The organism is Bifidobacterium sp. LH_449 (assembly GCF_056356755.1).
In genome coordinates this window covers 19,167-45,337 of sequence record NZ_JBKEUV010000012.1, presented here as the reverse complement: position 1 = coordinate 45,337, position 26,171 = coordinate 19,167, and the positions used below count along the sequence as shown (strand labels likewise).

At 62.4% G+C, this 26,171-nt stretch carries 17 protein-coding genes and 2 riboswitches; of the genes, 9 read left to right on the top strand and 8 right to left on the bottom strand.

Features of this window, described 5'->3' with window-relative positions; all coding sequences use genetic code 11:
* Positions 1-40 precede the first annotated feature (40 nt).
* Positions 41-346 (bottom strand): YhbY family RNA-binding protein, encoded by a 306-nt coding sequence (locus AC1AX7_RS08835; RefSeq protein ID WP_476509717.1) that lies wholly within the window; start codon positions 344-346, stop codon positions 41-43.
* Positions 347-1,018: 672 nt separating this feature from the next.
* Here AC1AX7_RS08835 and AC1AX7_RS08830 point away from each other — a divergent pair.
* The 4 genes from AC1AX7_RS08830 to tenA all read left to right on the top strand — a co-directional run bounded on the left by AC1AX7_RS08830 (position 1,019) and on the right by tenA (position 5,099).
* The gene (locus tag AC1AX7_RS08830) at positions 1,019-2,503 is read left to right on the top strand and encodes an anthranilate synthase component I family protein (RefSeq protein WP_476509716.1); all 1,485 of its coding nucleotides are present in this window, start codon (positions 1,019-1,021) and stop codon (positions 2,501-2,503) included.
* Positions 2,500-3,069, top strand: coding sequence for an anthranilate synthase component II (locus AC1AX7_RS08825; RefSeq protein ID WP_476509715.1), 570 nt, complete (start codon positions 2,500-2,502; stop codon positions 3,067-3,069). Before AC1AX7_RS08830 ends, AC1AX7_RS08825 begins: the two co-directional genes overlap by 4 nt.
* Before the next feature lie 90 nt (positions 3,070-3,159).
* On the top strand, positions 3,160-4,197 hold the full coding sequence (trpD, locus tag AC1AX7_RS08820) for an anthranilate phosphoribosyltransferase (protein ID WP_476509714.1): 1,038 nt from the start codon (positions 3,160-3,162) through the stop codon (positions 4,195-4,197).
* A 35-nt stretch (positions 4,198-4,232) separates the two neighbouring features.
* Positions 4,233-4,337: riboswitch (TPP riboswitch) on the top strand.
* Complete coding sequence (gene tenA, locus AC1AX7_RS08815; RefSeq protein WP_476509713.1) at positions 4,326-5,099, top strand: thiaminase II; 774 nt, start codon at positions 4,326-4,328, stop codon at positions 5,097-5,099. (Overlaps the previous riboswitch by 12 nt.)
* 158 nt (positions 5,100-5,257) lie before the next feature.
* Here tenA and AC1AX7_RS08810 read toward each other — a convergent pair whose 3' ends face one another.
* Entirely contained in the window at positions 5,258-7,705 is a 2,448-nt protein-coding gene (locus AC1AX7_RS08810; protein WP_476509712.1) for an energy-coupling factor transporter ATPase, read from the bottom strand.
* Between the two features lie 13 nt (positions 7,706-7,718).
* A complete protein-coding gene (locus AC1AX7_RS08805; RefSeq protein WP_476509739.1) occupies positions 7,719-8,360 on the bottom strand; it encodes an ECF transporter S component in 642 nt (213 codons plus the stop codon).
* Between the two features lie 12 nt (positions 8,361-8,372).
* Positions 8,373-8,523, bottom strand: a riboswitch (FMN riboswitch).
* A 197-nt stretch (positions 8,524-8,720) separates the two neighbouring features.
* On the opposite strand from AC1AX7_RS08805, the gene AC1AX7_RS08800 reads away from it, so the two are divergent.
* Positions 8,721-9,743 carry a glycosyltransferase family 2 protein gene (locus AC1AX7_RS08800; protein ID WP_476509711.1) on the top strand — a complete coding sequence of 341 codons (1,023 nt, stop codon included), beginning with the start codon at positions 8,721-8,723 and terminating at the stop codon, positions 9,741-9,743.
* A gap of 16 nt (positions 9,744-9,759) precedes the next feature.
* Here AC1AX7_RS08800 and AC1AX7_RS08795 read toward each other — a convergent pair whose 3' ends face one another.
* On the bottom strand, positions 9,760-10,542 hold the full coding sequence (locus tag AC1AX7_RS08795; protein WP_476509710.1) for a nitroreductase family protein: 783 nt from the start codon (positions 10,540-10,542) through the stop codon (positions 9,760-9,762).
* 167 nt (positions 10,543-10,709) lie between these two features.
* On the opposite strand from AC1AX7_RS08795, the gene ppgK reads away from it, so the two are divergent.
* Together ppgK and AC1AX7_RS08785 are read left to right on the top strand one after the other, a co-directional pair.
* Positions 10,710-11,480, top strand: a complete 771-nt coding sequence (ppgK, locus tag AC1AX7_RS08790; RefSeq protein WP_476509738.1) for a polyphosphate--glucose phosphotransferase — start codon at positions 10,710-10,712, stop codon at positions 11,478-11,480.
* 704 nt (positions 11,481-12,184) lie between these two features.
* Complete coding sequence (locus AC1AX7_RS08785) at positions 12,185-12,997, top strand: ATP-binding cassette domain-containing protein (protein WP_476509709.1); 813 nt, start codon at positions 12,185-12,187, stop codon at positions 12,995-12,997.
* A gap of 50 nt (positions 12,998-13,047) precedes the next feature.
* On the opposite strand, the gene AC1AX7_RS08780 is transcribed toward AC1AX7_RS08785, so the two are convergent.
* The 3 genes from AC1AX7_RS08780 to AC1AX7_RS08770 form a co-directional block, all read right to left on the bottom strand.
* On the bottom strand, positions 13,048-14,247 hold the full coding sequence (locus tag AC1AX7_RS08780) for a pyridoxal phosphate-dependent aminotransferase (protein WP_476509708.1): 1,200 nt from the start codon (positions 14,245-14,247) through the stop codon (positions 13,048-13,050).
* Between the two features lie 140 nt (positions 14,248-14,387).
* Positions 14,388-16,049, bottom strand: coding sequence for an aryl-sulfate sulfotransferase (locus AC1AX7_RS08775; protein ID WP_476509707.1), 1,662 nt, complete (start codon positions 16,047-16,049; stop codon positions 14,388-14,390).
* A gap of 159 nt (positions 16,050-16,208) precedes the next feature.
* Complete coding sequence (locus AC1AX7_RS08770) at positions 16,209-18,470, bottom strand: hypothetical protein (protein WP_476509706.1); 2,262 nt, start codon at positions 18,468-18,470, stop codon at positions 16,209-16,211.
* Between the two features lie 141 nt (positions 18,471-18,611).
* Here AC1AX7_RS08770 and AC1AX7_RS08765 point away from each other — a divergent pair, with 141 nt between their 5' ends.
* Together AC1AX7_RS08765 and ligA are read left to right on the top strand one after the other, a co-directional pair.
* Complete coding sequence (locus AC1AX7_RS08765) at positions 18,612-22,262, top strand: tetratricopeptide repeat protein (protein WP_476509705.1); 3,651 nt, start codon at positions 18,612-18,614, stop codon at positions 22,260-22,262.
* 11 nt (positions 22,263-22,273) lie between these two features.
* A complete protein-coding gene (ligA, locus tag AC1AX7_RS08760) occupies positions 22,274-25,000 on the top strand; it encodes an NAD-dependent DNA ligase LigA (RefSeq protein ID WP_476509704.1) in 2,727 nt (908 codons plus the stop codon).
* Here the strand turns inward: ligA and AC1AX7_RS08755 are convergent.
* Positions 24,936-26,087: an Mrp/NBP35 family ATP-binding protein gene (locus tag AC1AX7_RS08755; RefSeq protein WP_476509703.1), complete on the bottom strand. Its 1,152-nt coding sequence runs from the start codon at positions 26,085-26,087 to the stop codon at positions 24,936-24,938. The two genes, ligA and AC1AX7_RS08755, sit on opposite strands and share 65 nt — an antisense overlap.
* Positions 26,088-26,171 lie beyond the last annotated feature (84 nt).

Genomic DNA, 26,171 nt, shown 5'->3' with positions numbered 1-26,171 from the left:
TGGGCAGGGGCGGCGGGGCCTGCGGGGAGGAGCGCCGGGATTATTCGCGGACGAGCTGGATGTGTTCGACGTCGTCGCGGCGGGAGCGGCGGTAGATGACGAAACGGTTGCCGATGATCTGCACGACTTCGGCGTCCAGCCGTTCGGCCAGCTCTTCGGCGGCCTCCCTGGCGGTCAGTCCGGAGCCGTCCAGCACCATGCATTTGATGAGTTCACGCTTTTCGATGGTCTCGTCGGCCTGCTTGACGGCCGCGTCGGTCAGGTCGTTCTTGCCGACCTGGATCAGCGGATTGAGGTGCTGGCCGAGGCCGCGCAGCTGCTTGATCTGCTTTTTGGTCAATGCCATGGGAATCATGTCCTTCACGTGTATGCGGATCGCTGTGTTCGCCGCAATATCAGTCTTGATCAGTCTTCCCACTGTACAGTAAGGCGGCGTCTTGTATTGCAGTCGCGTATAAAGGCGCGCGATTCGGCCGCATACGCAGGCGAGTGGGACGAGGACATTGCAGGCGCGTATATACAGCGTGCAAAAGGCCGGATTGCTCGAATCGTTGTACACAAATGTCCGAATCGTGGACATTTGTGCAGTCGGCGGGACTGCGGATGATTAGCTTGCAGCAACAACTTAACCAAACCGTTGAAGCGGAGATGGTGACGGCCACGCCCCTACAGAGAGCCTGCGATGCTGAGAATCAGGCGGAAAACGGGCCGTTGCATATGGGGCCGCCGAGGGTACGGTCCAAATGCGTGCGGCGCGGATGCGTGCGGCGCAAAGTAAGCCGTGACGTGAAGGCATACGTCAGTTGCCGGAGGTATGAAGGTACCTCGCTAAGCGCACGGGTCATGCCGTGAAGACAAGGTGGCACCGCGGAAGCGGCGCATATGCCGGGGAATGAAGATTCATTTTCGGCATGTGTCCGTCGATTTTCGTCCTTGACAAGCAGCGAAGCTGTCGGGGACGTCGTATGTGAAAAGTCCATGATGGCGACGCTGAACATCGATTCAGAAAGGCCATGCCATGGAGTTTGCTCCGACTTTTGATGAAGTCAGGCGATACGGCGCCGGCGAAGAATACGACGTGCTGCCAGTCAGCTGCGAAATCCCGGCGGGAAACCTGACGCCGCTTGACGTGCTCGCAGCATTCAAACGCACCTCGCGACACTGTTTCCTTTTGGAATCCGCCGAACGCGGGCGGAACGGACGGTATTCGTTCGTCGGTTTCGAGCCGTCGATGTCGCTGCATTGCGTCGACGGCATGATGACGGTCGACGGCGACGTCTTTGCGACGAATGATCCGTCGGCGCCGATCCGCAAGGCGCTTGCGGCGCGTCGCAGTCCGCGCATCGAAGGACTGCCGCCTTTTACGGGAGGTTTCGTCGGATATTTTTCCTACGATTACTTGGGATACGCGGAGCCGACGGTGCCGCGCGCGGTCGATGACGGCGACGTTTTCCGCGACGTCGACCTGATGCTGTTCGACAGTGTGATCGCCTTCGACCATATCCGTCACACGATCATTGTGATCGACAATATGATATTGCGCGGCGGCGAGCCGGCTTATGCCGAGACATGCGACAAGCTGCGTGGAATTACGGATTTTCTGCGCGATATCGAAGCGCAGTTGGCTGGCGGCAAGCGGTTTGATGACGAAACCGGCCGTCTGACCGGCCCGATGACGCCGCTGTTCGACGAATCGCGATTCTGCGCGATGGCCGAACGCGCGAAACGGCACATTCGTGAAGGCGACATCTTCCAAATCGTCCTGTCGAACCGTTTGAGCGCGCCCTTCACGGGAAGCCTGCTCGGCGCGTATCGCGCGCTGCGCGACATCAATCCTTCGCCATACATGTTCTACATGCGCGGCGACGACGTGGAGATCGCCGGCGCCTCGCCGGAAACGTTGTGCAGACTGCGCAACGGCGAACTGCGCACCTTCCCGCTGGCCGGCACCAGGCCGCGCGGGCGCGACGATGCGGAGGACCAGGCGTTGGAACGCGATCTGCTCAGCGATCCCAAGGAGCTCGCCGAACACGATATGCTGGTCGATCTGGGGCGCAACGATCTGGGCAGGGTCTGCGAATTCGGCTCGGTCGAAGTCGAACGGCTGCATGATGTCGAACGGTTCTCGCACGTCATGCATATCGGCTCCACCGTATGCGGGAAGCTGCGCGTCGACCGTGACGCGTTGGACGCCATCGAAGCGGTGCTGCCGGCGGGAACATTATCGGGCGCGCCGAAAATCCGCGCCTGCCAGCTCATCGCAGAACTCGAACAGGCACCGCGCGGCATCTACGGCGGCGCCATCGGATACATCGACCTGACGGGCGATATGGACGCCTGCATCGCCATCCGTCTCGCCTATGCGAAGAACGGCACCGTGTATGTGCGCAGCGGCGCGGGCATCGTCGCCGATTCCGTCGCGGAAAACGAATATCGCGAATGCGTCAACAAAGCGGCGGCGGTCATGGCCGCATTGAACGAAGCGGAAGGGGCGGCGGCATGATTCTCCTGATCGACAGCTACGACAGCTTCACCTACAATCTCGTCCAACTCATCGGCTCGATCGAACCGGATATCCGCGTCGTACGCAACGACGAACTCACCGTAAGCGACGTGGCCGCGCTGCGTCCCGACCGCATCGTGCTTTCGCCCGGTCCCGGCCGCCCGGAAAACGCCGGCATCATCGTCGACGTGGTCCGCGAGCTCGGCGGCAGCGTGCCGATCCTCGGCGTATGCCTGGGCCATCAGGCCATCTGCATGGCCTACGGCGCGCGCATCACCTATGCGAAGCATCTGATGCACGGCAAACAATCCATGACAACATTCGCAAACGACGATGCGAATGTGCTGCTGCGCGGATGCCGACGCGTGTCGCCGGTCGCCCGATACCATTCGCTCGCGGTCGACGCGTACGACATCCCCGACTGCCTTCAGGTCACCGGCGTCGCCGACGACGGCGAAATCATGGCCGTACGGCATAAGACATTGCCCGTATACGGCGTGCAATTCCATCCCGAATCCATCCTCACACCGGACGGGCCGGCGATGCTGGGCAACTTCATCAGATAGCGGCCGCCGCAATCGTCGCAATCAGCAGAATCAGCAATCAACACAATCAGCGAAACCTCATCAACCAGGCATCATCATCAAGGAGACATCATGATCAGGGAAGCGATCGTCAAAATCGTCGACAAGCAGGATCTGACCTACGGCGAAGCCTATGTCGTCATGAACGAAATCATGAGCGGCCAGACGACGCCCACGCAGAACGCGGCCTTCCTCGCCGCACTGTCCACGAAAAGCGCACGCGCGGAAACCATCGACGAAATCTCCGGCTGCGCGGCGGCCATGCGCGATCACGCGACCACGGTGGACCTCGGCATGCCGATCTTCGAGATCGTCGGCACCGGCGGCGACAACGCGCACAGCTTCAACATCTCCACCACCTCGGCATTGGTGTTGGCGGCGGCCGGCATGAAGGTCGCCAAGCACGGCAACCGCGCGGCCTCCTCGCTGTGCGGCACGGCGGACTGTCTGGAGGCGTTGGGCGTGAACATCAGCCAAAGCCCGAAGCGCTGCGCCGAACTGATGGACGAAGTCGGCATGTGCTTCTTCTTCGCCCAGAAATACCACACGTCGATGAAGTACGTCGGCGCGATCCGCAAGGAGCTCGGCTTCCGCACCGTATTCAACATCCTGGGCCCGCTGACCAATCCGGCGACGCCTTCGATGCAGCTGCTCGGCGTCTACGACGAATATCTGGTCGAACCGTTGGCCAAGGTGCTGTCGAATCTGGGCGTCAAACGCGGCATGGTCGTATACGGGCGCGACAGGCTTGATGAGATCTCCATGAGCGCGCCCACCGCGGTATGCGAAATCGACGACGGAGAATTCAAGTCGTATGTGATCGCGCCGGAGGATTTCGGCCTGCCGCGCTGCACGCGCGAAGACCTGCAGGGCGGCACGCCGCAGGAAAACGCCGCGATCACGCGCTCCGTACTGGCGGGGGAGCGGGGCCCACGCCGCAATGCGGTGCTGATGAACGCGGGCGCATCGCTGTATATCGGCGGCAAGGCCGACAGCATCGCCGACGGCATCGCATTGGCCGCGCGGACCATCGATTCGGGCGCCGCGACGAAGACGCTGGAAGCATTCATCGAAGTGAGCAACAGGCCGTCGGATGACGAGTGCGCGTAAGTGAAAGGCGTCACGGCTGCGTGCCATAATGAGCGGCGTTCATGCAGGGGAACCCGAACGGCCGGGTTGAGAAAGGCGAACGCCTGACCCTTTGAACCTGTACGGCTAACACCTACGAAGGGAGCATCATGACTGACACGCAGTCCGCCGCATCATCGCACAGCCCGTCGGAAGCCTTCAACGGCCCGATCACATTGAATAATCTGCCGCCGTTCGCGCGCCGCATGCGCGAAGCCGCCGACGTGGTGTGGGAGGACGGCTATCGTCAGCCGTTCCTGCGCGAACTGGGCGAGGGGACGCTGCCGCGTGAAAAATTCGCCTTCTACCTGCTGCAGGACTACCGTTACCTGAACGATTATGCCAAAGTGCACGCGTTGGCGACGACCAAGACCAGCGACCTGGAGATCATGCAGTTCATGGTCAACGTGCAGAACAGCATCTTCAACGTCGAATCCTCCGTGCACCGCAAGTACATGGCGTCCTATGGCGTGACCGAAGAGGAGATGACGAACGTGAGGCAGTCGATGTTCGCGCGCGCCTACACGTCGAACATCCTCGCCATCGCCTACGAAAAGGATCTCGTCGACATTCTGGTCGCCGTGCTGCCGTGCGCATGGGTGTATGCGGATTACGGCCAGCGTCTGGCCGCCGAATTCGCCGACACGTTGGACTCCAACCCGTACGGCAGCTGGGTCGACATGTACAAGACCGACGAATTCTGGCAGGGCGCGGTCTGGCTGATCGAACACATCGAACGCATGGCCGCTGACCTGAGTGAGGAACGCAAGCAGGAGCTCATCGACATCTTCGTCACCGGCGTGCAGAACGAATACATGTTCTGGGCCAGCGCCTACGACATGCATTACGCATGGAAGAAGGAATGGGATAAGGGCCTGAACTGATCGCGTCATGCCGTCAGGCATCGGGTGCCGGGCATATCCCAACAGACGGCGTGATGTTGGATATGCCCGGCACCTCTTGCTTTTCCGGCGAACCAGATGCCGGCATCCCGCCATTTTTTGACGATATGCCGTACGGATCCGAACGTCGGACATGCGGTTCACAGGATCGGCAAGGCAAACAGCAGGATGATATAAAGGACGGCGAAAAGCGACAGCGCGGCCTCGCCCCAGGACAGGCGCGCCACACGCCAATGCGTACGCTGCAGTCCCTCTTCGAAACAGCGCGCATCCAAAGCCAGCGCCAACCCGTCGACATGCCGCAACGTGGCGGCGAAAACCGGAACGACGATGGCGGCCATCGCACGGCAGCGACGCAGTGGGGAGCCGCTTTCCACATCCCCGCCGCGAGCCGCCTGCGCGTCGACGACGGCGCTCGCCTCGGCGGCCAGGTCAGGCAGAAAACGCAATGCCAGGCTCATCACCAACGCCACCTCCTGAGTATGCCAACCGAAGCGGCGCAAGGGCGAAAGCAGCGCTTCGAAAGCGTCGGTCATCGCGGTGGGCGTCGTGGAATACAGGAACACCGCGCCCAGAATCACCACAAGCGCGAACCTGAACGCATACAGCAGCGCGGTGACGATGCCGTCACCCGTAACGGTCAACGGCCCGAATCGTGCCAGCACGGTACCGGTATGGACGAACAGCACGTTCAGCAGACCGACGAACGCCAGCAGCGCCAAAAGCATGCGTGTGGAATTGAACAGACGCTTCACGCCGATGCCCGACAATGCGATCAGGACCGCGGTCGCCAGCATGCCCGATGCGAGCTGCGGCGCGGATGAGATCGCGAACATCGCGAACATCAGCGCCAGGAAGACCGGCGTTTTCACACGCGCATCGATGTTCGGCAACGGCGGATTCGCGTGCAGGCGATGCAGCGGATCGCCATGCCACTGATACCGGCACCGAGGCCGGTATCGAGAATCGGCGGCGTCAGCCTGCGACGGCGTTCGCGATACGTCGGCTGTGGCCTGATCGGCATCGGCGACGGCATCGGCGACGACGGATTCCCCGTTCATGCCGCCCGGCGATACGGAACCGTTCAACCGGATCACGCGGTCGGCCAAGGACATCTCCTCCTGCGCATGCGTGATGATCAGCACGGCAACGCCACGTCTGGCGAGCGTCGCGATCAATTCGCGCACGCGCGCGGTGGCCGCGGCATCCAGACTGGCCGTCGGCTCGTCCAATACCAGCACGCGCGGGGCGCATGCGACCACGCCGGCGATGGCGGCCAGCCGACGCTGCCCGCCGGACAGGGAGAACGGCGAACGCTGCGCCACATGTCCGATATGCAGCAGTCGCAGGGCATCGTCGACGCGCGATCGCACCTCATCATCGCTCAGACCAAGATTGCGTGGACCATATTCCACATCCTGCGCGACGGTCGGCGCGAACAGCTGGCGCTCCGGATGCTGCATGACGTAACCGATTTCACGCCGAAGCCGCCGGCGGTCGCGTTTGCCGATCCCCCTGACATGCGTGCGGCGGCCGGAAAGAGAACGACGGCTGCGCGCCACGTCGATGCCCGCGACGGCGATATCGCCTTGCGACGGCTTCGCCAACGCGCAGGCAAGACGGGCGATGGTGCTTTTGCCCGCGCCATTGGCGCCCGTCAGCGCGACGATTTCGCCCGGAAACACATCGAAGGAGACGTCTTCGAATACCGGCCGCTCCTCTTCGGGATATCGGAAGGACACATGCCGGAACGACAATGCCGGCGCGGCCTGATGCGTGGCCTTTCCCGCGGGTTCCGACGATGATTTCGATGCTGGTTTCGCAGATGATTCCGCAGACGGTTCCTGCGGGAATCGTGCGGCGTCTTCTTCGCATTGCGCCGCTGTGGACTCCACGATACGCCCATCCAGCAATTCCACGATCCGGTCGGCATCCTGCATTTCATCGGCATGATGCGTGACCAATACGATCGTCGTGCCGCGGGCATGCAGGTCGGTGAGCAGACGCATGAATCCGCGCCTCGCATGCGGGTCGAGCATGGCGGTGGGCTCATCCAGGATCAGGGCGCGGGAATCCATCGCCAGCATGCCGGCGATGGCGATGCGCTGCTGCTGGCCGCCGCTCAGACGCGTCGGATCGTCGTCGGCATGGCCGAGCATGTCGACGACGGCCAGCGCCCGGTGCAGACGCCGCCCGATGCCGTCACGTTCGATCCCCAGATTCTCCGGGCCGAAGGCCACGTCATACTCGACCACCGTCGTGACGATCTGGTCTCGAGGATTCTGGAACACCGCGCCGATGCTTTTGCGCGCGGTACGGTAGGCGTCCGGATGCGCGCCGGCGGCATCGAACACGACATGCCCCATCAGCGTCACATCGCCGGCATCAGGGGCGGTCAGGCCGGCGATCAGCCGGGCCAGCGTGGATTTGCCCGAACCGTTCGGGCCGACCAGACACACGTATTCGCCGGCATGAATGTCAAGACTGACGTCGTCGAGAGCCCAGGATGCGCCGCCGTCATAGCTGAATCCGACATGACGCAACGACGCGACGGGAGCGTCGGCGGAAAAGCCGTTGATACGCTGCATTCACGCCTCCGCGTCAGCGGTCGAGCAGGCGGGAGACCGGCTTGTAGACCAGGAACGTGATGACGCCATGCAATGCGAATTTCGCCAGGTTGAACGGCAGCAAGGCCGGCACGATCAGCGCGGCGACCTGTTCGACGGTCATATGCGCATACAGCGGCGTCACCAGCAGATTGCCGATGATGGCGGCGATCAGAGCCGTCGCAGCGCCGGCAAGAATGGCGAGAACGGCGTTGAGGCGCGTCTTCGAACGGCGATAGATCAGCGCGGCCGGTACGGACAGCGCCAAGGCGACGGCGACGGCCATCAGCGTGCCCCACGGGTCGATGAACAGATGCGGCAGAAAACCGAGCACGCTGACGATGGCGGCGGCGGACGGGCCGAACGCGAAGCCCGCAATCAGGCAGACGATGCCGGAAGGATCGTATTTCAGCCACGGAATGCCGGGAATCAGCGGAATCTCAAGAAAACTCACCGCCATCGACAATGCGGTGAACAGCGCGTAGACGGCGATGCGGCGGGTGGACCAGCGTCCCGAATCGGCCACGCCCGTCGAATGCGAGGAATCCGGACGTACGGCGGCTCCGGCGGCGTTGGCGGCGTCGCCGGAGCCGGCACCGGAGCCGGCAGTGGAATGGGTATGGTTATGCGAAAGCATGCTCATGACAGAGCTCCGTTTCTTCCATCCGGACTGTGACCGTTGGCTCCGGAATCCCACCGGATCGGCCGCCATGGCGGCTCGCGGGCTTCGCCTTGCAGCCGTTATATGCCGGTTGCGGCGTTACCGCCAGTAAGGAATCGCACCTTCCCTGAAACTTACAGGCCTATCTTTACTGAAGCGACGGGACAATAGCCGCACGGCATGATGCGATGCGATCGAAGTCGTGCGATCCTGCAGAGGATACGATTTCCGCAGACGATACTGCGCATCGATCAAACGTCGATCGACCTTCGATCCAGCATCGTCCGGCCTCCGAACAGGCGGTCATCCGACCGTCAATCAAGGGAGAGTGCAAGAATGGTGGGCATGAGTGAAAAGAACGCCGAAAAGAACACCATCGAAAAGCTGGCGATTGTCGTCGTGACCTATAAGCGTCAGCAACTGCTCGCCACACTGTTCGAATCATTCGAAAAATTGACGGTCGCCCCGTGGCGCATCATCATCGTCGACAACGAGGCCAGCGATGAAACGAAGTCCATGGTCGAAGGGCTTTCCGGCAGGCTGGCGGTGCGATGGGGCAAAGCGCAAGCCGACGCGGAAGGCGGGGAAGAGCGCGTCGTATACGCTCCGCAAGCCGGCAATCTGGGCGGTGCCGGCGGCTTTTCCGCAGGCGTCGCCAAAGCGTACGAATTGGGTGCTGAATGGTTCTGGGTCATGGATGACGACGTCGCCGTGCTGCCGGAAGCCATCGAACGCCTGGCGAAGTGGACGGACCGTCATGATGTGATTCAGGGAAGCCGCTACGACTTCGACGGCGGCCCGTTCTATTGGCAGTACGATTTCATCGTGCCGCTGGGCATTCCCAATCCGATCGCGCCGGCCGCCTTCGGTCCCGCCGGATATCGCGTGATGGACACCCTGTGCTTCGAAGGCGGCCTGTTCCGCCGCAATATCGTCGAACGGATCGGCCTGCCCGATCCGCGCTTCTTCATCTATTGGGATGACACGATGTACGGCTATCGCGCAAGCAAGGTCACCAATCCGATCGTCGTGCCGGACGTGATTCTGCGCCGTACGCGCGAAATCGGCAATTGGGACATCGCCGGCCTGCGCCAGCTCAATTCGACCTCCGACATGAACCGCTACCACATCATGCGCAACCGCGGCTACATGGCCCGCTATTTCATGGTGTACGGCGATTACCGCCCGTTCCTGTTCGCGCTCGGCACGGCCGCCACCGCCGCGAAGGAAGTGATCCGTCTGGTGATGGTCGACCGCGAACATGTGCGCACTGGGCTGGTGCAGATCGCCAAGGGCTGGCGGGATTCGCACAAGCTGATGCACGACCCCGACTGGAAGCCGATGCCGCCTTTGGCCTGACGCGTCCCGCCCGCGTTCAGGCGTGGGTGAAGCGGCCTCCGTCGCCCCACGTCCAGCTGCCCTGGCCGGCGCCGATCTGGAAATGCAGTTTGGCGATGCCCAGATCGTTGAATGCCTGACCGGATTCGAGAGCGGGGTCGATGCTGGCCGTGGCCGTACCGGTGGCGGCGTCATAGGCGAACACGATCGGCTGGCGATTCATCGCGCTCGGCGCCTTCATTGCGGCCTCCACGCCGCTGCGGAACCATTCCGGAGCGGCGGCGCGTTCTTCGTCGTTCATGCCTGCGGTGAATTCCTCGAAGGATTTGCTGGCGCGATGCGTGCGCTGGTATTCGCACAGCTCCTCGAAGCTTTTCGCCGCATGATTCACGTGATCATGCGGCAGTCCGATGACGATGCCGACATACAATTCCCGATCGCCGTCGATACGGCAGTATCCGGCCGCTTCGGCGGCGTTCCAGCTGCCGCCCACCCACAGCGTGCCAAGGCCGCGCTGCGTGGCCGCCAGCACGACGCGCTCCGCATAGAAACCGGCCTGCTCCTTGGCTTCGTCGTCATCCTTGGGCCCGATGACGGCGATATAGTTGGCGGCGTTATGCAGATGCCCTGAAGCGTTCGCCTCCGCGAACACGTGCGGCTTATCGGTGACCAGCTGCATCGAGAGGCCCGACAACGTGTTCACCGCGTCGATGGTCATGCTGAGCTGGCGGATCATATCGTCGTCGATCGGATCGGAATCATAGTCGCGCACCGCGGTACGAATGGCGATGGCGTCAATAAGCTGTGTATGTTGTGCCATGCCACCATATTATGCGTCGCCGTCGGCGTTGCGCGGCTGACGCGCAAAATTTTTATGCAATCGTATGCAAAAAATCGATGTCGTTGCGTGTAATCGGCGCCATGCGGGCTAATATGGCAAGTACTGGTCCATCCCACACCAAACCATCTACCTGGAAGAGGTCAATGATGATTGAAACTGCGCAGGCGTTCGGCGTTGATATCGGCGGCTCCGGAATCAAGGCGGCTCCGGTCAATCTGGAAAAGGGCGAATTCGCCGAACCGCGTCTGAAGATTCTCACCCCGGAGGTCTCCACGCCGCAGGCCGTCGGCGAAATCGTCCGCCAGCAGCTCGAGCATTTCGAAGTCCCTCAGGATACTCCGGTGGGCATCGCCTTCCCGGCGCCGATCAAGCCCGGTCAGAAGCTGGACTTCATGGCCAACCTCGACCAGTCCTGGATCGGCGTGGATGTGACCGAAGTCTTCTCCGAAGCATGCGGACGTCCCGTCACCGTGGTCAATGACGCCGACGCGGCAGGCCTTGCCGAACAGCAGTACGGCGCCGCAAAGGGTCATGACGGCCTGGTCATCGCGACGACGCTCGGCACCGGCATCGGCACCGCGCTGATCTACAACGGCGTGCTGATCCCGAACACCGAACTCGGCCATATCGAATTGCGCAAGGGCAAGGGCGATGCCGAAAAGTACGCGGCCTCCTCGGTGCGTGAGCGTCTTGACCTGAGCTACAAGCGTTGGGCGAAGCGTCTGACCAAGTATTACGGCCTGATGGAAATGTATTTCAATCCAGAACTGTTCGTCGTCGGCGGCGGCGTCAGCCGTGTATCCGAAAAGTTCCTGCCGTATGTCGATATCAAGACGCCGATCGTCGCGGCGAAGCTGCATAACGAGGCCGGCATCATCGGCGCCGCCTATTATGCGAGCACAAAGCAGAATCACTGATTGATCACTGCCGATATGCCATATGCGGCCGGCATTGGATGATGGAATGCCGTCTGTCGGGGTAGGGTAGCGTTGCCATTGCGTGGCGCTGCCATACCCTGTTTTTCTTTATCCTTAAAATGATTACGCCGATACCGTAAGGGTGGCGAGGCAAATGCCCCCCCCCCTGACGCTTTTGGCCGCAGACTCCGGCGTGTTGCGGTCAAAAGTGTCAGGAGGGCGGAACACCACCAATAACAATCCGCTAACGACATACTCTCTCTGACGCTTTTGGCCGCAGACTCCGGCGTGTTGCGGTCAAAAGTGTCAGAGGGATAGCCGTAAGGAGCGGAGAGGCCCATGCCTGCGGGGGAGGGGCAGCCGGCGGCGCCCGTGACGAAAGGCGATGCCTTCGTCACGCAGGCCGGCGGCGCGCACCACGTCGAACTCGCGAAGGCTTGTCGCGTGCAAAGGCCCGTCGTCCGCAGATGCTCGCCGCTGTTCGAATTGCCGAAACGATGCAGCGGGACCGTGTCCCCGTTGGCAATGCCTGGAATCCTGCGCATATTCGATTAGAGGCTGTAATGAAATCGTTGACGGCTCAGCACCATGAAATTACTGTTGATGATTTTCCGTCCATATTGCGAGACCAATATTCATCCTGTACGGAATAGGCTCACATATCCGAGCCCGTTTTGCGGCGGAATCCCGTTACAATGATTGCCATGGGATTTCTCACACAGTTGTTCGGCGGCAAGCCCTCGTCCATGCCGTCCTCCGTCGTTTTCGAGATGCAGTCGGCCGGCCACACCTATGAAGACGGCAACCTTGGCCTGAAGCCCACCACGTTGACGATCACGCCGCAGGACCGCCGCGTGGCCGTGATCGGTCTGAACGGGGCAGGCAAGACGACGTTGCTGAAACTTCTGGACGGCGCATTGCAGGCGACGACGGGCTGCGTGCATGTGATCGCCGGCGACGAAACGCTTGACCCGAGCGTGAAGAAGCAGAACAAGCGCGTCGAAGAAGTGGTCGGGCGTGTACGTCGCGAGGAGATCCCGAACAGCTACTATCAGGCGAAAGACATCGGAGCGGCGGTCGATGCCGCGTTGAAGGCGCGGAAAATCCCCGACAGCGAACGCATGGCCATCATCGGCAACCTGTTCGCCCATTTCGGTCTTGCCGATGTGGCGCGCCAGCCGGCTTCCGCGTTGGATTCGCTGAAACGCCATCTGCTTGCGATCGCCGCCGCGTTGAGCGTGTCCCCGGCGGCCATCGTGGCCGACGAGCCGACGAAAGGCCTGGATGAGATCGGGTCGGCCATGGTGGCGAAGGCGCTGTTCACCTACGATAAGCAGGTGATCTTCGCCACGCATGACATCGATCTGATCCGCCGCCCGGAATATGCGATCGACCGCGTGCTGGTGGTCGACGATCATGCGGTCGTGTTCGACGGCAAGCCCGAAGAGGCCGCGGCATTCTATGACGATCTGGTCCGGCGCGCATTCGAAGCGGCGAAGGCGCAGATGAGGGCGTAGCCGAAGGCGCGGTAAGGCGATAAAGCCGGATAGGCCGTATTGTCAGGCTTTCAGGCGATCGCCTCGTCGACCATCATGGCGACGGTATCAAGCAACGCCCGGATGCCGTTTTCGAATACGCCTGGTTCAGGCAGCAGCGATACCGCCAGATAGCCGTTCGACGTCATGTCGAAGAAATATCCAGGCTGGCCGGTCAGATTATGCGTTTCGATCAGACGAAGTACCAGCTCGTTTTCGTCGATGACGGACGGCACATGCAGCAGCACGTTCCAGCCGCCTTCCGCGCGCAGCACATTCGTATAACCATACCGGTCATCGTCGAGCAGCCGATGCAGCGATTGCAGATTGGCGCGCGTACGCTGCCGCACCAGAGCGGTCTGTTCCGGCGCGATGTCCAGCATGTCGGGAATCCGGTCGGCGATCAGATCGCTCATCGGCAGATAGTCGTCGGCGATCACATCCAGACGACGCTTCGCCTCCGCGACATCGTCGGCCGGCCCGGAAACCTGAATCCAGCCGACTTTCGCGTGCGGCGCCGCCAGCATTTTGGAAAAACCGTCCAACGCGAATGTGAGCACGCCCGTTTCCCCGGCCAGTCGGGCATTGCCGGCGAAAGGCTCCAGATCATAATCGAAGAACACTTCATCGGCGATGATCGCGATATCATGTTCGCGGCATAGCGCAACGATCGCCGCGCGTTCCTCCGGCTTCACATATGATCCGGTCGGATTGTTCGGATTGATGAGGATCAGCGCGCGGATGCGGCCGCCTTCGGGGGAGTCGAGAACAGCACGCAATTCGGCGACGTCGATATACCAGGATCCGTCGAATCGCAATTGATAATTGATCGAATCCACGCATTCCAATTGCGCGATGGATTCGATCAGCGGATACCCCGGCTTGGGCGCGAGCACGGCGTCACCGGCATCGCATAACAGTTTGATCAGCCACGAGTACGCCTGCGAAGTCGAGCTCAGAACATACAGGTCATCCGGCGATGGCGATACCGGCGTCTGATTTTGGTTTTGCGCATCGGCAAGGAACGCCGCCAACGCTTCGCGCGCGGCACGGGGGCCTCGCGGATCGGCGGCATACGGACCCGGCAGCATCACGGGGGCAAGACCATGCCTGGTCGGATTGGAATCATTCAATTTGCCGAGAGCGACGCCCCGCCGTTTCGCCTCCGATTCAGCCAAGGCGATGGGATTTGGGGAGCTGATGTCAACACGGGAGGAAAAATGCACGGTCATAGGCCAATACTGTAGTCCGGCCAAGGTATAGGCCGGTTCGGCCATGATCCGAACCGCGGCCTGCCATAGACGATGGCCTTGCCGACAGGCGTGCCATCGGCAAGGCCGTATACGTGATTCCGATATGTTTTCTGCCGGCTTCAGGCGAAATAGAATCCGTTGAAATCGTAGGAATACACACGGTACAGATACGACGTGCTCGGCTCCATGTAGTACTGCGCCAGCAGATCGCCGTCGGCGTCGTACTGTCCGAACAGGCCCTGGCCCCCCGAATCGATGAGCACATGGCCGTTGCCGAGTTCCTGCGCCGAACTGACGTATTCGGAGAACGGCACGTCGAACTGGCTGACTTCGGCGTACGTGCCGGCGTTCTCGTCGACCAGATACTTGCGGAACTGCGAAGTCGCCTCAGGGTCCTGCGCATCGGTGACGATGCCGTCGACGACGCTCCAATCGAAGTCGGGGCGGGTCATCGCATATCCGAAGTTATTGTCGAACATGTACAGGTAATACTGTCCGTCCTCAAGGGAATCGTCGGGCGCGTACGTGACGGAATGCTGGCCGCCCGTATCCGGGAAATCGCCGTCCTTGGCCAGGAACGCCGACCGGTATTCCGTGCCGTCCCACACGCTGGGCTCGCCGATCATGTAGTCGAGCGTCGGATCCGTTTCCAGATCGTTGACCTTGATGATCGTCGAGGTCTCGCGCGCGGAGAACAACGCGGAACCGTCAGGCAGCATCTGGATCGTGTTGCAGTGGATCCAATCCCAGCGGTCGGTCGCGGACGGGTCGGATTCGTCGATGCCCTCATGCTCCGTGGAGGCCTTGTAGTCCGGGAACATATCGGCGAAATCAAGCAGCAGGGAGACCTCGCCGGTTTCGACATCCAATTTGACGACCTGATCCTGCACGGCATGGTCGGAACGGGTCAGGTCGGTGGCGAGCATCACGATGTCGCCGTCATCGTCGAACGCATAGTCATGATGCAGGATGAAACGGTCGCCCAGGTCGCAGATCTTCTCCAGCTTGCCCAACCGGTTCATGCCCACCATGTGCTTGGTGGAGGCGGAGAACCACATCAGACCGTCATCGTCGAACAGCAGACGGTGCGAACGGTAATACAGCACAGGCACTTCGCCGCGCAGCACACCGTCGGTGTCGTAGTAGAACATGAAATCCTGGTCGTTGCTGTCGTTGCCGAGAACCGCATACAGGCCGTCGCCCAGGTCGGTGCCGTCCTCGGGCCGCTGCGTCAGCTCAAGCCGGACGTCCTCCGCGCCCAGCAGCGTCGCGCCGGTGCGTTCGACGGAACGCGTCCGCTCGCCGCCGTTCTCGTCGGTGACGGTGAACGTGATCGTGTTCTTCTCATCCGGAATCAGACCGAGAACGCTGAACTCGTGCTCCGTCTGATATTCCTCGTCCTGATAGGCGGTACGGGTGAAATCCGGGTATCCTTCCGCCGAAACGGTGTACGTGACCGAAGCCGGTTCCTCGGTGGTGAAATACACGTACAACGACGTGGTGTTCGTGCCATACGGGTTCTCGGCGATGAAGATATCGTCCAGCGTGCGCTCTTCGGAATCGCGTTCATGCGCCAGCCTGTTGTCGGCGCTTTCCTGATACTGGGTCGTATACACGTTTTCGATCCGAGCGTTGAGACGTGTGACGCGGCTGTGCTCGATGGCGGCCTGGACGTCGTCGGACGAGAGGACGGTGACGCCCGCAACGACCGCCAATGCGACCAGCGCGCCGACCCATTGCAGTATTCGACGGTGCGCGGACGATGATGCTGTATGTTCCAACTTTCCTCACTTTGAAGGCGATCGTATGGCGAACGCACGGTTGACTAACGGCAGTATAGTCGTGGAGCTTGTCAGGGAAATGGCCGGAACCTGGGAATACGCCGGCATTACGCTGGGAAACCCTGGCGGCATATCATGCGGTAACGTCGCGGCAACGCTTCAGCGCAATAGCGAGAACCATGATTTCACGTCGTGATACAGCGTCGGATTGTTCTGCATCAGCGAATCGCTGCGTCCGATCACGAACATCGACACCATCACCAGCAGCAGGGACAGCATCAGCAGCAGCGCCGTCGCCATCCGGGCCCGCGATCTGATCGAAGTCTTCGGCCCGTTGATCGCCGTCAGAATCGGCGAAAACGCCGCCAGCACGATCAGCCAGCCGAAATCCGTCATATAGCGCCATCCCAATCCGCCCTCATGCGCGTCGAACGCGATGAGGAAGAACGCCAGCAGCATGCATACGGTCGCGAAATAGCGCCACCGCCCATACGTTGCGCGGCCGCGCCGGGCGAATACGGCGAACGCCGCCAGCGCAAGCGGCAGCATTACGAAAAAGCCGCCGATGACGGGCTCCGCATACCCCCACTGCGGAAGCGGCGTAGGGGAGAGCGCCAGAAACGGGAAGTCGTCGGTGAAACGCAGCGGCAGCAGCAGATAATATCCGACCGTCACCAGAAAATTCGATGCCGTCTGCTGGTTGACCGTCATATCGGAAACGGTGATCTGATAATCGTTGCCGAATTGGAAGGGCGAATCGAAACGCGCCATATTGTAGGCCAGCAGCGGCAGCACCACGATGATCGCGGGAACCAGCATCGCGGCGGGCGTGGCCAAAGCCCGCTTCAACGTGACGGTACGCGCGCGCAGGGCATGCAGCAGCGCGGCGATCTGCGCGTGGAAAATCGGAAACGCCAGCAACGAGGCGACCGCAAAAGTCGGACGGCATCCAAGATTCGCGGCGATGCACAAAGCGCCGGCGGCCACATGCGGCAGCGACAGGGCGGGAGCGCCTTCAACCGACCACATGCCACGACCGGACTTGCGCGGCGACGTCGCGCCCAGCCACAGCCACAGGCCCAACGACGTCAACGCCAGCGAGGCGACGACCGGCACGGAATAGAAATTCGTGCGGAACGCCAGATACGGCAGATTCGCGCCCAGCAAAAACAGCACGCATATCATCGACGTGGCCGCCAGCGAAGTGGTCTCGTCGATGCGATGCACCAGACGGATCACCAGCAGCAGGCCGAAAACGAGGAACGCGAACAGCAGGACCATCATCGCGGATCCCGTCGGCAGCATCAGACCGCCGTCCGTCCACAACGACGTGATCGCCTGATACGGCAGATACAGCATAATGGCCGGAATCACGCCGAAATACGAATACCAGTGGCCGTCATATACCGCATAGTCCCAGTAGATCGGCGAAGCGCCTGCGGCAAGCAATTCGTCGCGAACCTGCGGATCATACGGATTGGCGGCGTCCGCAAGCCCGTCGGGCATCGGCAAATCCAGCCACGCATGCCCGTGCAGCAGGGCGTCGGCCACATGCACATACTGGTCGAAATCATAGGTGTAGGAGCCCGGCTCATGGAAGACCAGCGGTGTGAAGGCGGTCGCCTGCCAGATGAACACGACCGTCGCGGCGACGGCGAACGGCGACAGCAATGCGGCGAACGCCACACGCTGGCGTCGCTGCGAAGGGTCAAGCGGGATGCGCCACAGACGCGAACCGGGCCGCCACAATGTCAGCAGGACGACGAAGAACAGCATGATGCCGACGCGCAGCGGGTCGATGGAAAACGGCACATGCACATTCGCCCGCACGGCCGCGACCGGAATCACGCTGCCCGTAGGCGCCAGCAGCCACAGGCGGACCGAATCGGACGCCTCGCAGCGCAAATACAGCGAGCGGGGGCTGTCCAGCGATATGGATTCGATCCGGCCGGAGACCCCGTCGCCGTCGGCGCGCACGGAAAACGTCGTGCGTATCGCCGTACGTTCGGCGGTGTCGGTGTCTGCGGTGTCGGTAGTGTCGGTAGTGTCGGCGGTGGCGTCGGTGGCGTCGGTGGAGGCGTTTTGCGCGTCGATGACGTCGTCGTCCTGCATATCGCCGCCGGCGTCGGCGTGCGCGTCGGCGCGCACCGGATCGACGCGGATGAACGACGACGTGCCGTCCGCCTGCACCTGCAAGTATGCGCCGGTCGGATCGGTGATCTGCAGCAGCCCCTCATCCAGGCGCTTCACGCCCGGCCCCAAGACATTCGACGCGGCGGCGGAATCGGTGCTCGCCGAAAGGGACGACCAGAACGGCATGTTGAACACGCCGCATTCGAGCAGCAGGATCGTCGCGATTGCGGCGATCCAGCCGATGATGAGACGGCGGCGGGCCTTGAGACGCTGTCGGGAGGAAATCACTCAATGTATTGTATGCGGTGCGCGGCATATGCGTTTCGACGGCGTGAGGCATGCGTGGGGCGCATGCGTTCGCGCGACCCGTGATCGGGCCCGTATTCTCACGCCCGCATCGTGCGAACGCTCACAAGGTATGATGACAGTATGCCTCATACCACACCGCAATCGAACAAGCACGACCGTCCATCCAACAAAGCCGTGGCAACGGGCCGTCTTGCACGCGGCGTAAGGCAGCTGCTGAATGCGGCCCTGCACGGAACCGCGCCGAAGAACGGCTCCGCGAAAGCGTTCGAAGACGCCCTGGCGTCATCCGGGGGACTCGCGCACACGCTGTCGGAGCATTCCATCACCTTGACCCCGCTCATCAAACGCCGCGCATTCGACGATTTCGAAGGGGTACCCGGCAAACTCCGCCTGGGCTGGGCGCAGCTGCCGCAGACCAAGGGGCAGGCGTTCTCTCTCGGCATATTCGCCGATGACCGGCATTTCTCACAGGTCGCGATCGCCGACAGCAAGGGGCGCGTGTTCGTCGGAACCGATCCGACGATGGACGTGCAGGGACGCGAACCACGGTTCATCTTCGCGAAGGAAGACGAATTGTCCCTGCCGGACGACGCGCGACTGGTGGCGACGCCGCATGAGCGCGGGCGGCGTTCCCCTCACGATTCGCGGTCCTCTTCGGCGCGCCCCACGTCGCGCTCCGCAGAGCAATCCGCCATACATGCCGCCGTTCGCGACGCGAAGGACCCCTCGCATACGGTGAAGGCCGTGCAAGGCGGCATCGCAGGTCGCGACGGCAGCGGCCGCATGGTCTGGCTTGCCTCGTGGCTGAAGCGAGGCAACCGATACACGTTGGAGCAGGTGCGCGCGAATCTGCCCAAGTCGATGCGTTTCAATCTGGAATACCGCGATGCGATCGCGATCGCGTTCTTCGCCGCATACATGCTGCCGCAGATGAACGGCGTGCTGATCGGTTTCGGATCGGGCAACATCTTCCGCCGCCTCAACCGTGAGGCGCCGATGGGGGCGATCCGCCGTTCCGTGCGTGACTCCCTGTCCGCGCGTGCGCATGGCATGCGCGCCTCCGGACTGGAGGACCATTTCGCCGATCTGATGCGCGAGGCGGGCGCGTTGGATCAGATTCCCGGCTTGGAGGCGGTGCACGGCGCAGAGCCGATGCATCTGTATACGTCCAGCTATTCGGGCACGTATTTCTTCTCATGGGATTCGTCGATGCCGTTCGAGCCGGCGTTGAAGGCGCTGCGCATCGAAGGCAATCTGAACCGTTTCTCGGTGGTCAGCTCATGGCTGGAACGCAACGCCCGCATGGGCCTGCAGCCCACCGAAGACACGGTGACGCGGGCGCAGGCGGCGCAGATCGACGAGGCGCTGTTCGAACATCCCGCGCTGATCGTGCTGCCGCGTTTCGAAGACGCACGGACGGATGCGTCGCCGACGCCGGACGGCCTGTCGGTGCCGTCGGCGGATCGGGAACTGGAGGCCGTTTCCGAATTGGTGCGTACCGCGCGCATGATCGCCGGCCATATCGCCACCGGAACGTGGACAGAGGATCGCGACGATCCGCAGACGGACGCGCATGTCCGGCAGGCCAACGAGACCGAATCCGCCTACAGCGGCAGCGAATGGGTGTACCGGCAGACCATGGCGCTGCTGCTGCGCAGCCTGCGTCTTCCGTTCCGCTACGACGTCGAATTCCGTTCGAATCTGAGCCGCGGCGAAGTGGCGGTGGGCTTTACGTCCGCCGGCGTTTCGATGATGCCGTCCAGCCATTATGACGGGAAGCGTCATACGTGGACGACGTATTCGGAGGACGAGCGCGCCGCGATGTGCACGGATTACAATCTGCGCGTCGGCATGATGATGGCGGCGTTGGCGTTCGGCGCGAGCAAGGATGTCGAATCGGTGTCGATCCACATCGATTCGATCGGCCTGGAGGAGGCCGTCGCCGAACAGGACAGCGCGATTTCGAAGCTGATGAGCGAAGCGCTGAGCAGGTTCGAACGCATGCATGCCGGCGATATCGGTTTCACCGGAGGCAAGGCCGACCCGAAGGACGGCGATATGCATGGCGATCCGTCAAGGGCTGCGCTGCCGCCGGTGCGCGGTTTCGCGGAGATGTCGCCTTCCGGCGGCCATGATGAGCCGGATGCGGCGTCGCCGTCGGAAGCGTCCGCCGCCGCGTCCGTCCCCTCTTCGGACGACCTGCAGGATATGAGCGAGGTCAATCGCAGCTTCGAAGATCTGATGCGCGATTTCGATTTCGACGAGATGACGTTCGCCTCATCCTCGTCGAACGACGGGGAATCCGCCGATGCCGGCACGCCGGATGATGACGGCGCGCATGATCGTGACGCCGCCGCGGCGAACGGCATGCAGGACGCCGCGCATTCGACGGAGGCCGACGCTGCCGGCGAGCAGGGCGACGAGGATCCGTTGGCGGCCTTCCATCGCAATCCGACCGTGCGCAATATCGTATCGGTGACGTTCACGCGTGAGGAATTCCTGGATTACATCGACGGGAACGGTCTGAACGAGCCGTTGCAGGCGTACCGCGCATTCGACGCGACATTGAGCGTGGACGGGCATGGCGCATTGCAGCCGGTCGAATCGCAGTTCGAATTGCGCGACAATCGTTTCTCGCCTTCCGGCTCGCAGGAGGAACCGGAATTGTCGGAACAGCGTTTCTCCGCCCGAACGGCGGAGATTCTGGGCACCTTCGACGCGGTGGGCCTGTCGATCCAGCGCGCCGACCTGCTGCAGCGCGCGACGGGCGAATTCCACCGTCTCGCCGTCGACGTCACGCTGACCGCGGCCGAAAAGGCGCAGCAGGCGATGAACGTCATCAACTCCATCGCCGATCCCGAACTGACACAACTGGCGCCGCGGATCACCAGCGCGTTGATCGACGGCGAGGACATGCCGAACCTCACGTTCCACATGTCCGACGATCTCGACGCCGAACGCGTGAAGGCCCGCGACCTGCTGTTCTCCGGGCAGCTGGACGCTTCGCTCGAACATATGGAGAACGCCGTGGAAGCGCTCGACCGCACGTTCGAAACGAATCCCGGCGTGCCCCGCTACTTCAACTCGTATGCGGAACGCGTGGTCTACAACCATCTGTTCGCGACCGAGGACGAACTCACCGTCATCATTCCGGACAACCTGTTCTACGCGCACATGGAACTGGCGGATCTGCTCGCGCAGCTGAAGGGGCCGCAGGAAGCGTTGAAGCATCTGAACGCGATGGTCTCATACGCGCCGTCCTATCCGCTGTCGCATCTGAAACTGGCCGTCCAACTGGCGCGGAACGAGGACTGGAATTCCGCCGGAGCGGCCTGCCTGAACGCATTGCGCGTCGCCCTGGACCGCGACGACGCCGCATACGCCTACTACCGGTTCGCCTATTCGGCATGGATGCGCGACCAGTTCGACGTCGCCGCCGCCGCGTATATCATGTGCGACCACATCGCCTCCGGACGCATCGCCATGCTGGAATCGGAATTGCAGGAACTGCTCGCCCGCGCCGAATCGCAGTGCATCGACGTGCCCACCAACGTGGAGGACGCGATGGCCGTGCTGCGGCGCGACGACCTGCCGATATGGCCGGATGTCGAAGTGTCGTCCATCGTCGACGACGCCGCGCACGTGTGCGTGGACGAAGGCATGTTCGTGCCGGCGCGTACGCTTACCGTCGCCTCGTCGCGCATACACGACGCCGCGCATGACGGCACCGACGTGGTACAGTCGCAGTTCCTGCGATCGCTGAACAATTGAGTGGAGGAACCATGGCCTCGAAACATGACGTCGAATCCGAACAGCTGGCATGGGATTTCGACGCGTCGGACGCAACGTCGGACGATGCGCCAGCCGTCGTGGAACAGCATGAAACGGTCGGCTCCGACGCATGGATCGCGGGATTGCAGTCCACCGACGCCGACGCCATGGCATTGGACCGGCTCGACGTGAACGCCCTGTCGGCGGAGGCGGCCGCACGCCTGTGGGCGCGAGTCGCCGCATGGGTCGAATCGGATCAGATCGCATACTATATCGACGATGCCCCCGTCTCATCCGACGCCGCCTACGATGCGCGCCTGCGCTGCCTGCAGGCCTTGGAACAGGCGTTCCCCTCACTGGATTCCCCGCAGTCGCCCACGCATCGCGTCGGCGGCACGTTCTCGAACGATTTCGCCTCCGTCACGCATCCCTCACGCATGATGAGCCTGGACGACGTGTTCTCATTGGAGGAGCTGCGGGCCTGGTACGATTCCGTGCTGCGCGACCTCGACTGGCCCGAATCGAAGCCGCTGCCGATGTCGTGCGAAGTGAAGATCGACGGACTCGCATTGAATCTGATCTACCGCAACGGCGTGCTCGAACAGGGTCTGACCCGCGGCGACGGCGTCACCGGCGAAGACATCACCCTGAACGTGCGCACCATCGCATCCATTCCGCAGAATCTGCAGGGCCCGGCGCAGGACATTCCCGAATTCGTCGAAATCCGCGGCGAAGTGTTCATGCGATGGGACGACTTCCGCGCATTGAACGAAGCCAACGAAGACGCCGGCCGCGTGCCGTTCGCCAACCCGCGCAACGCAGCCGCCGGATCGCTGCGCCAAAAGGATCCCCGCATCACCGCGACCCGGCGTCTGAGCTTCTACGCGCACGGCATCGGATCCCTGCGATGGGGCTCCGGCCGTGACGGACACGACGAAATCAACGACCAATCCGAAGCCTACGCGCTGTATGACAAATGGGGCGTGCCAGTCTCCCCGCACAACCGCACCGTGCAGTCCTTCGGCGACATACTCGGCATGATCGACTATTACGGCGAACACCGCGGCGACATCGAACACGCGCTCGACGGCATCGTCGTCAAAGTCGACGATCTGGCATTGCAGCGCACGCTCGGCGCCACCTCGCGCGCGCCGCGCTGGGCGATCGCGTACAAGTACCCGCCCGAGGAAGTCAACACCGAACTGCTCGACATCACCGTGCAGGTGGGGCGCACCGGGCGCGTCACGCCGGTCGCGATCCTGAAGCCCGTATACGTCGCAGGCTCCACCGTCGCGCGCACGACATTGCATAATCCGTTCGAAGTGGCGCGCAAAGGCGTGCTGATCGGCGACACCGTCATCGTGCGCAAGGCCGGCGACGTGATCCCCGAACTGGTGGGGCCGGTATTGGAACGCCGCAACGGGCGCGAAGACAGGCTGCGCGAATTCGTGATGCCGACGAACTGCCCGTCCTGCGGAGCCGCATTGGCGCCGGCCAAGGAAGGCGACAAGGACATCCGCTGCCCGAACGTCGAATCATGCCCGGCGCAGCTGACCGAACGCATCATCAACCTGGCGTCGCGCAAGGCCTTCGACATCGAGCATTTGGGCGACCAGTCAGCCATCGCATTGACGAATCCCGAGGAAAACCGGCCTTCCGGTGTGGAAACCTACGATCCGAACCGTACTGAGATCCTCGTCGCTCCTGGCGAAGAGCCCGAGCCGTATGAGCCGATGGAAGGATTGCAGCTGCCGCCGGCGCAGCGGCCGGTGCTGTCCAGCGAAGCCGGCCTGTTCACGTTGACGGCGGACGATCTGAAGGACGTGTACGTGTGGCGTGAAGCGCCGATCATCGAAGTGCAGGAGCATGTCGACGCCAACGGGCGCAGACGCAAAACCCGCAGACGCATCGGCGGATCCGGCCTGTGGCATCGCGTGCCGGCCTTCTGGACGACGGCCACCAAAGCGAAGAAGATCGGCGCGAACACCACCGATGATTTGCGTCGCGAAGAATACCCGGATTATGAAGTGCCGGCGGACGCCGTGATCGTCGACGAACTGCGCAAGGCATCGCGTGACGGCAGCGTCAGCGTACAGCCCGTGTACGTCAGGCCCGGCGAGAACACGCGTAAAATGCTGGACGAAATGGACAAGGCGCGGCACGCCGACCTATGGCGGGTGCTTGTCGCCCTGTCGATCCGCCGACTCGGCCCACCCACCGCGCGTCTTATCGCGACCACATTCGGTTCGCTGGAGGCCATCGAAAACGCAAGCGTCGAAGAGCTTTCGCAGATCGACGGCATCGGGCCCGAAATCGCCGAATCCGTGGTCGGATGGTTCGCCGCGGCGCGCACGCCGGGGGATTGGCGCGGCGACGTGCTTGACGCGTGGAAGGCTGCGGGCGTAGGCGTCGGAGAGGCGGAAACCAGCGACCTGCCGCAGACGTTGGCCGGCAAAACCGTGGTCGTCACCGGCACGCTGGTCGATTTTTCACGTGATTCCGCCAAAGAGGCGATCGTCGTGCGCGGCGGCAAGGCGGCAGGTTCGGTCAGCAGGAAGACCGACTGGGTCGTCGTGGGCGCGAACGCCGGTTCGAAGGCCGCAAAGGCCGAAGAACTGGGTGTCCCCGTACTGGACGAAGACGCCTTCAAACGACTGCTGGAAACAGGCGATCCTACGCCCGATCCGGACGGTCAGCCGATTGCGGACGTTCCATCAGACGTTCAGCCAACGCTTTGAACGTACGGCCCAAGCCGTCGGTGCGCAGCGCCCCCTCCTCGGTGAGCACTGCGGGCCGGCCGGCCTCGCCGATCTCGCGCAGCTGCGGCTCAAGCGGCAGCTGCGCCATCAACGGCACGTCATAGCCCAACGCATGAGTCAACTGGTCGGAAACGCGCTGGCCGCCGCCGGCGCCGAAAATCTCCAGACGTTCGCCCTTATGTTCGAAATAGCTCATGTTTTCGACGACGCCACGCACCTGCATCGGCACCTGCAAGGCCACCAGGCCGGAGCGTACCGCAATATCGGAGGCGGAAGACTGCGGCGTCGTCACCACCACCAATTCCGCATTCGGCAGCGCCTGCGCCACCGAAATCGCCATATCGCCCGTGCCCGGCGCCAGATCGAGCAGCAGCACATCCGGCTCGCCCCACCACACATCGGACAGGAACTGCTCCAACGAGCGCTGCAGGCGCGGGCCGCGCCACAGGATCGCGCGATCGGTGCCGGCGAACATGCCGATCGACATCATCTTCACGCCCCACGCCGTCACCGGCATCAGCATGCCGTTCAGATTCGTCGGCTGCGAATGCACGCCGAACAGGCGAGGAATCGAAAAGCCGTAGATATCGGCGTCGATCACCGCGGTGTCCAGGCCGAGCGCGGCGAAGGTCGCGGCGAGATTCGCCGTCACCGACGATTTGCCGACGCCGCCCTTGCCGGAAGCGATCGCGAAAATACGCGTTTTGACGCCCGGCTTCGTAAACGGATTCTGACGGCGTTCCGCCTTCAAACGTCCCACCAGTTCGGACAGCTTGTCCTGGCTCATCGCCGAAATCTCGATATGGGGGATAAGCGTCGCATCCGGATACGAGGCGACCGCCTGATCGATCTGCTCGGCAATGGCCTGCGACAGCGGGCATCCCTCCACGGTCAGCTCGACCTGCACCGTCACGTCATAGGCCTCATTGCCGGCGGCGTCATTGGTCGGCGTGATCGCGATGCCGGGCACCATGCCCAAATCGGTGATGGAACGGCCCAATTCCGGATCGATGACCCTGCCCAGCCGTTCACGGATCGCTTGCTCAATCAGACGTACGTCGCCCATACAACCTCCTTCAACGCACACCACCCTACCGTGAAACGGGGGAGCGCGCCAGAGGAGGATGCGAGTGAGGTGCGTGGCGTCATG

What these genes read in the sequence shown, in the direction of transcription:
- AC1AX7_RS08835 (WP_476509717.1), bottom strand. Translation starts at nt 346, where the DNA reads ATGGCATTGACCAAAAAGCAGATCAAGCAGCTGCGCGGCCTCGGCCAG.
- AC1AX7_RS08830 (WP_476509716.1), top strand. Translation starts at nt 1,019, where the DNA reads ATGGAGTTTGCTCCGACTTTTGATGAAGTCAGGCGATACGGCGCCGGC.
- AC1AX7_RS08825 (WP_476509715.1), top strand. Translation starts at nt 2,500, where the DNA reads ATGATTCTCCTGATCGACAGCTACGACAGCTTCACCTACAATCTCGTC.
- trpD (WP_476509714.1), top strand. Translation starts at nt 3,160, where the DNA reads ATGATCAGGGAAGCGATCGTCAAAATCGTCGACAAGCAGGATCTGACC.
- tenA (WP_476509713.1), top strand. Translation starts at nt 4,326, where the DNA reads ATGACTGACACGCAGTCCGCCGCATCATCGCACAGCCCGTCGGAAGCC.
- AC1AX7_RS08810 (WP_476509712.1), bottom strand. Translation starts at nt 7,705, where the DNA reads ATGCAGCGTATCAACGGCTTTTCCGCCGACGCTCCCGTCGCGTCGTTG.
- AC1AX7_RS08805 (WP_476509739.1), bottom strand. Translation starts at nt 8,360, where the DNA reads ATGCTTTCGCATAACCATACCCATTCCACTGCCGGCTCCGGTGCCGGC.
- AC1AX7_RS08800 (WP_476509711.1), top strand. Translation starts at nt 8,721, where the DNA reads ATGGTGGGCATGAGTGAAAAGAACGCCGAAAAGAACACCATCGAAAAG.
- AC1AX7_RS08795 (WP_476509710.1), bottom strand. Translation starts at nt 10,542, where the DNA reads ATGGCACAACATACACAGCTTATTGACGCCATCGCCATTCGTACCGCG.
- ppgK (WP_476509738.1), top strand. Translation starts at nt 10,710, where the DNA reads ATGATTGAAACTGCGCAGGCGTTCGGCGTTGATATCGGCGGCTCCGGA.
- AC1AX7_RS08785 (WP_476509709.1), top strand. Translation starts at nt 12,185, where the DNA reads ATGGGATTTCTCACACAGTTGTTCGGCGGCAAGCCCTCGTCCATGCCG.
- AC1AX7_RS08780 (WP_476509708.1), bottom strand. Translation starts at nt 14,247, where the DNA reads ATGACCGTGCATTTTTCCTCCCGTGTTGACATCAGCTCCCCAAATCCC.
- AC1AX7_RS08765 (WP_476509705.1), top strand. Translation starts at nt 18,612, where the DNA reads ATGCCTCATACCACACCGCAATCGAACAAGCACGACCGTCCATCCAAC.
- ligA (WP_476509704.1), top strand. Translation starts at nt 22,274, where the DNA reads ATGGCCTCGAAACATGACGTCGAATCCGAACAGCTGGCATGGGATTTC.
- AC1AX7_RS08755 (WP_476509703.1), bottom strand. Translation starts at nt 26,087, where the DNA reads ATGGGCGACGTACGTCTGATTGAGCAAGCGATCCGTGAACGGCTGGGC.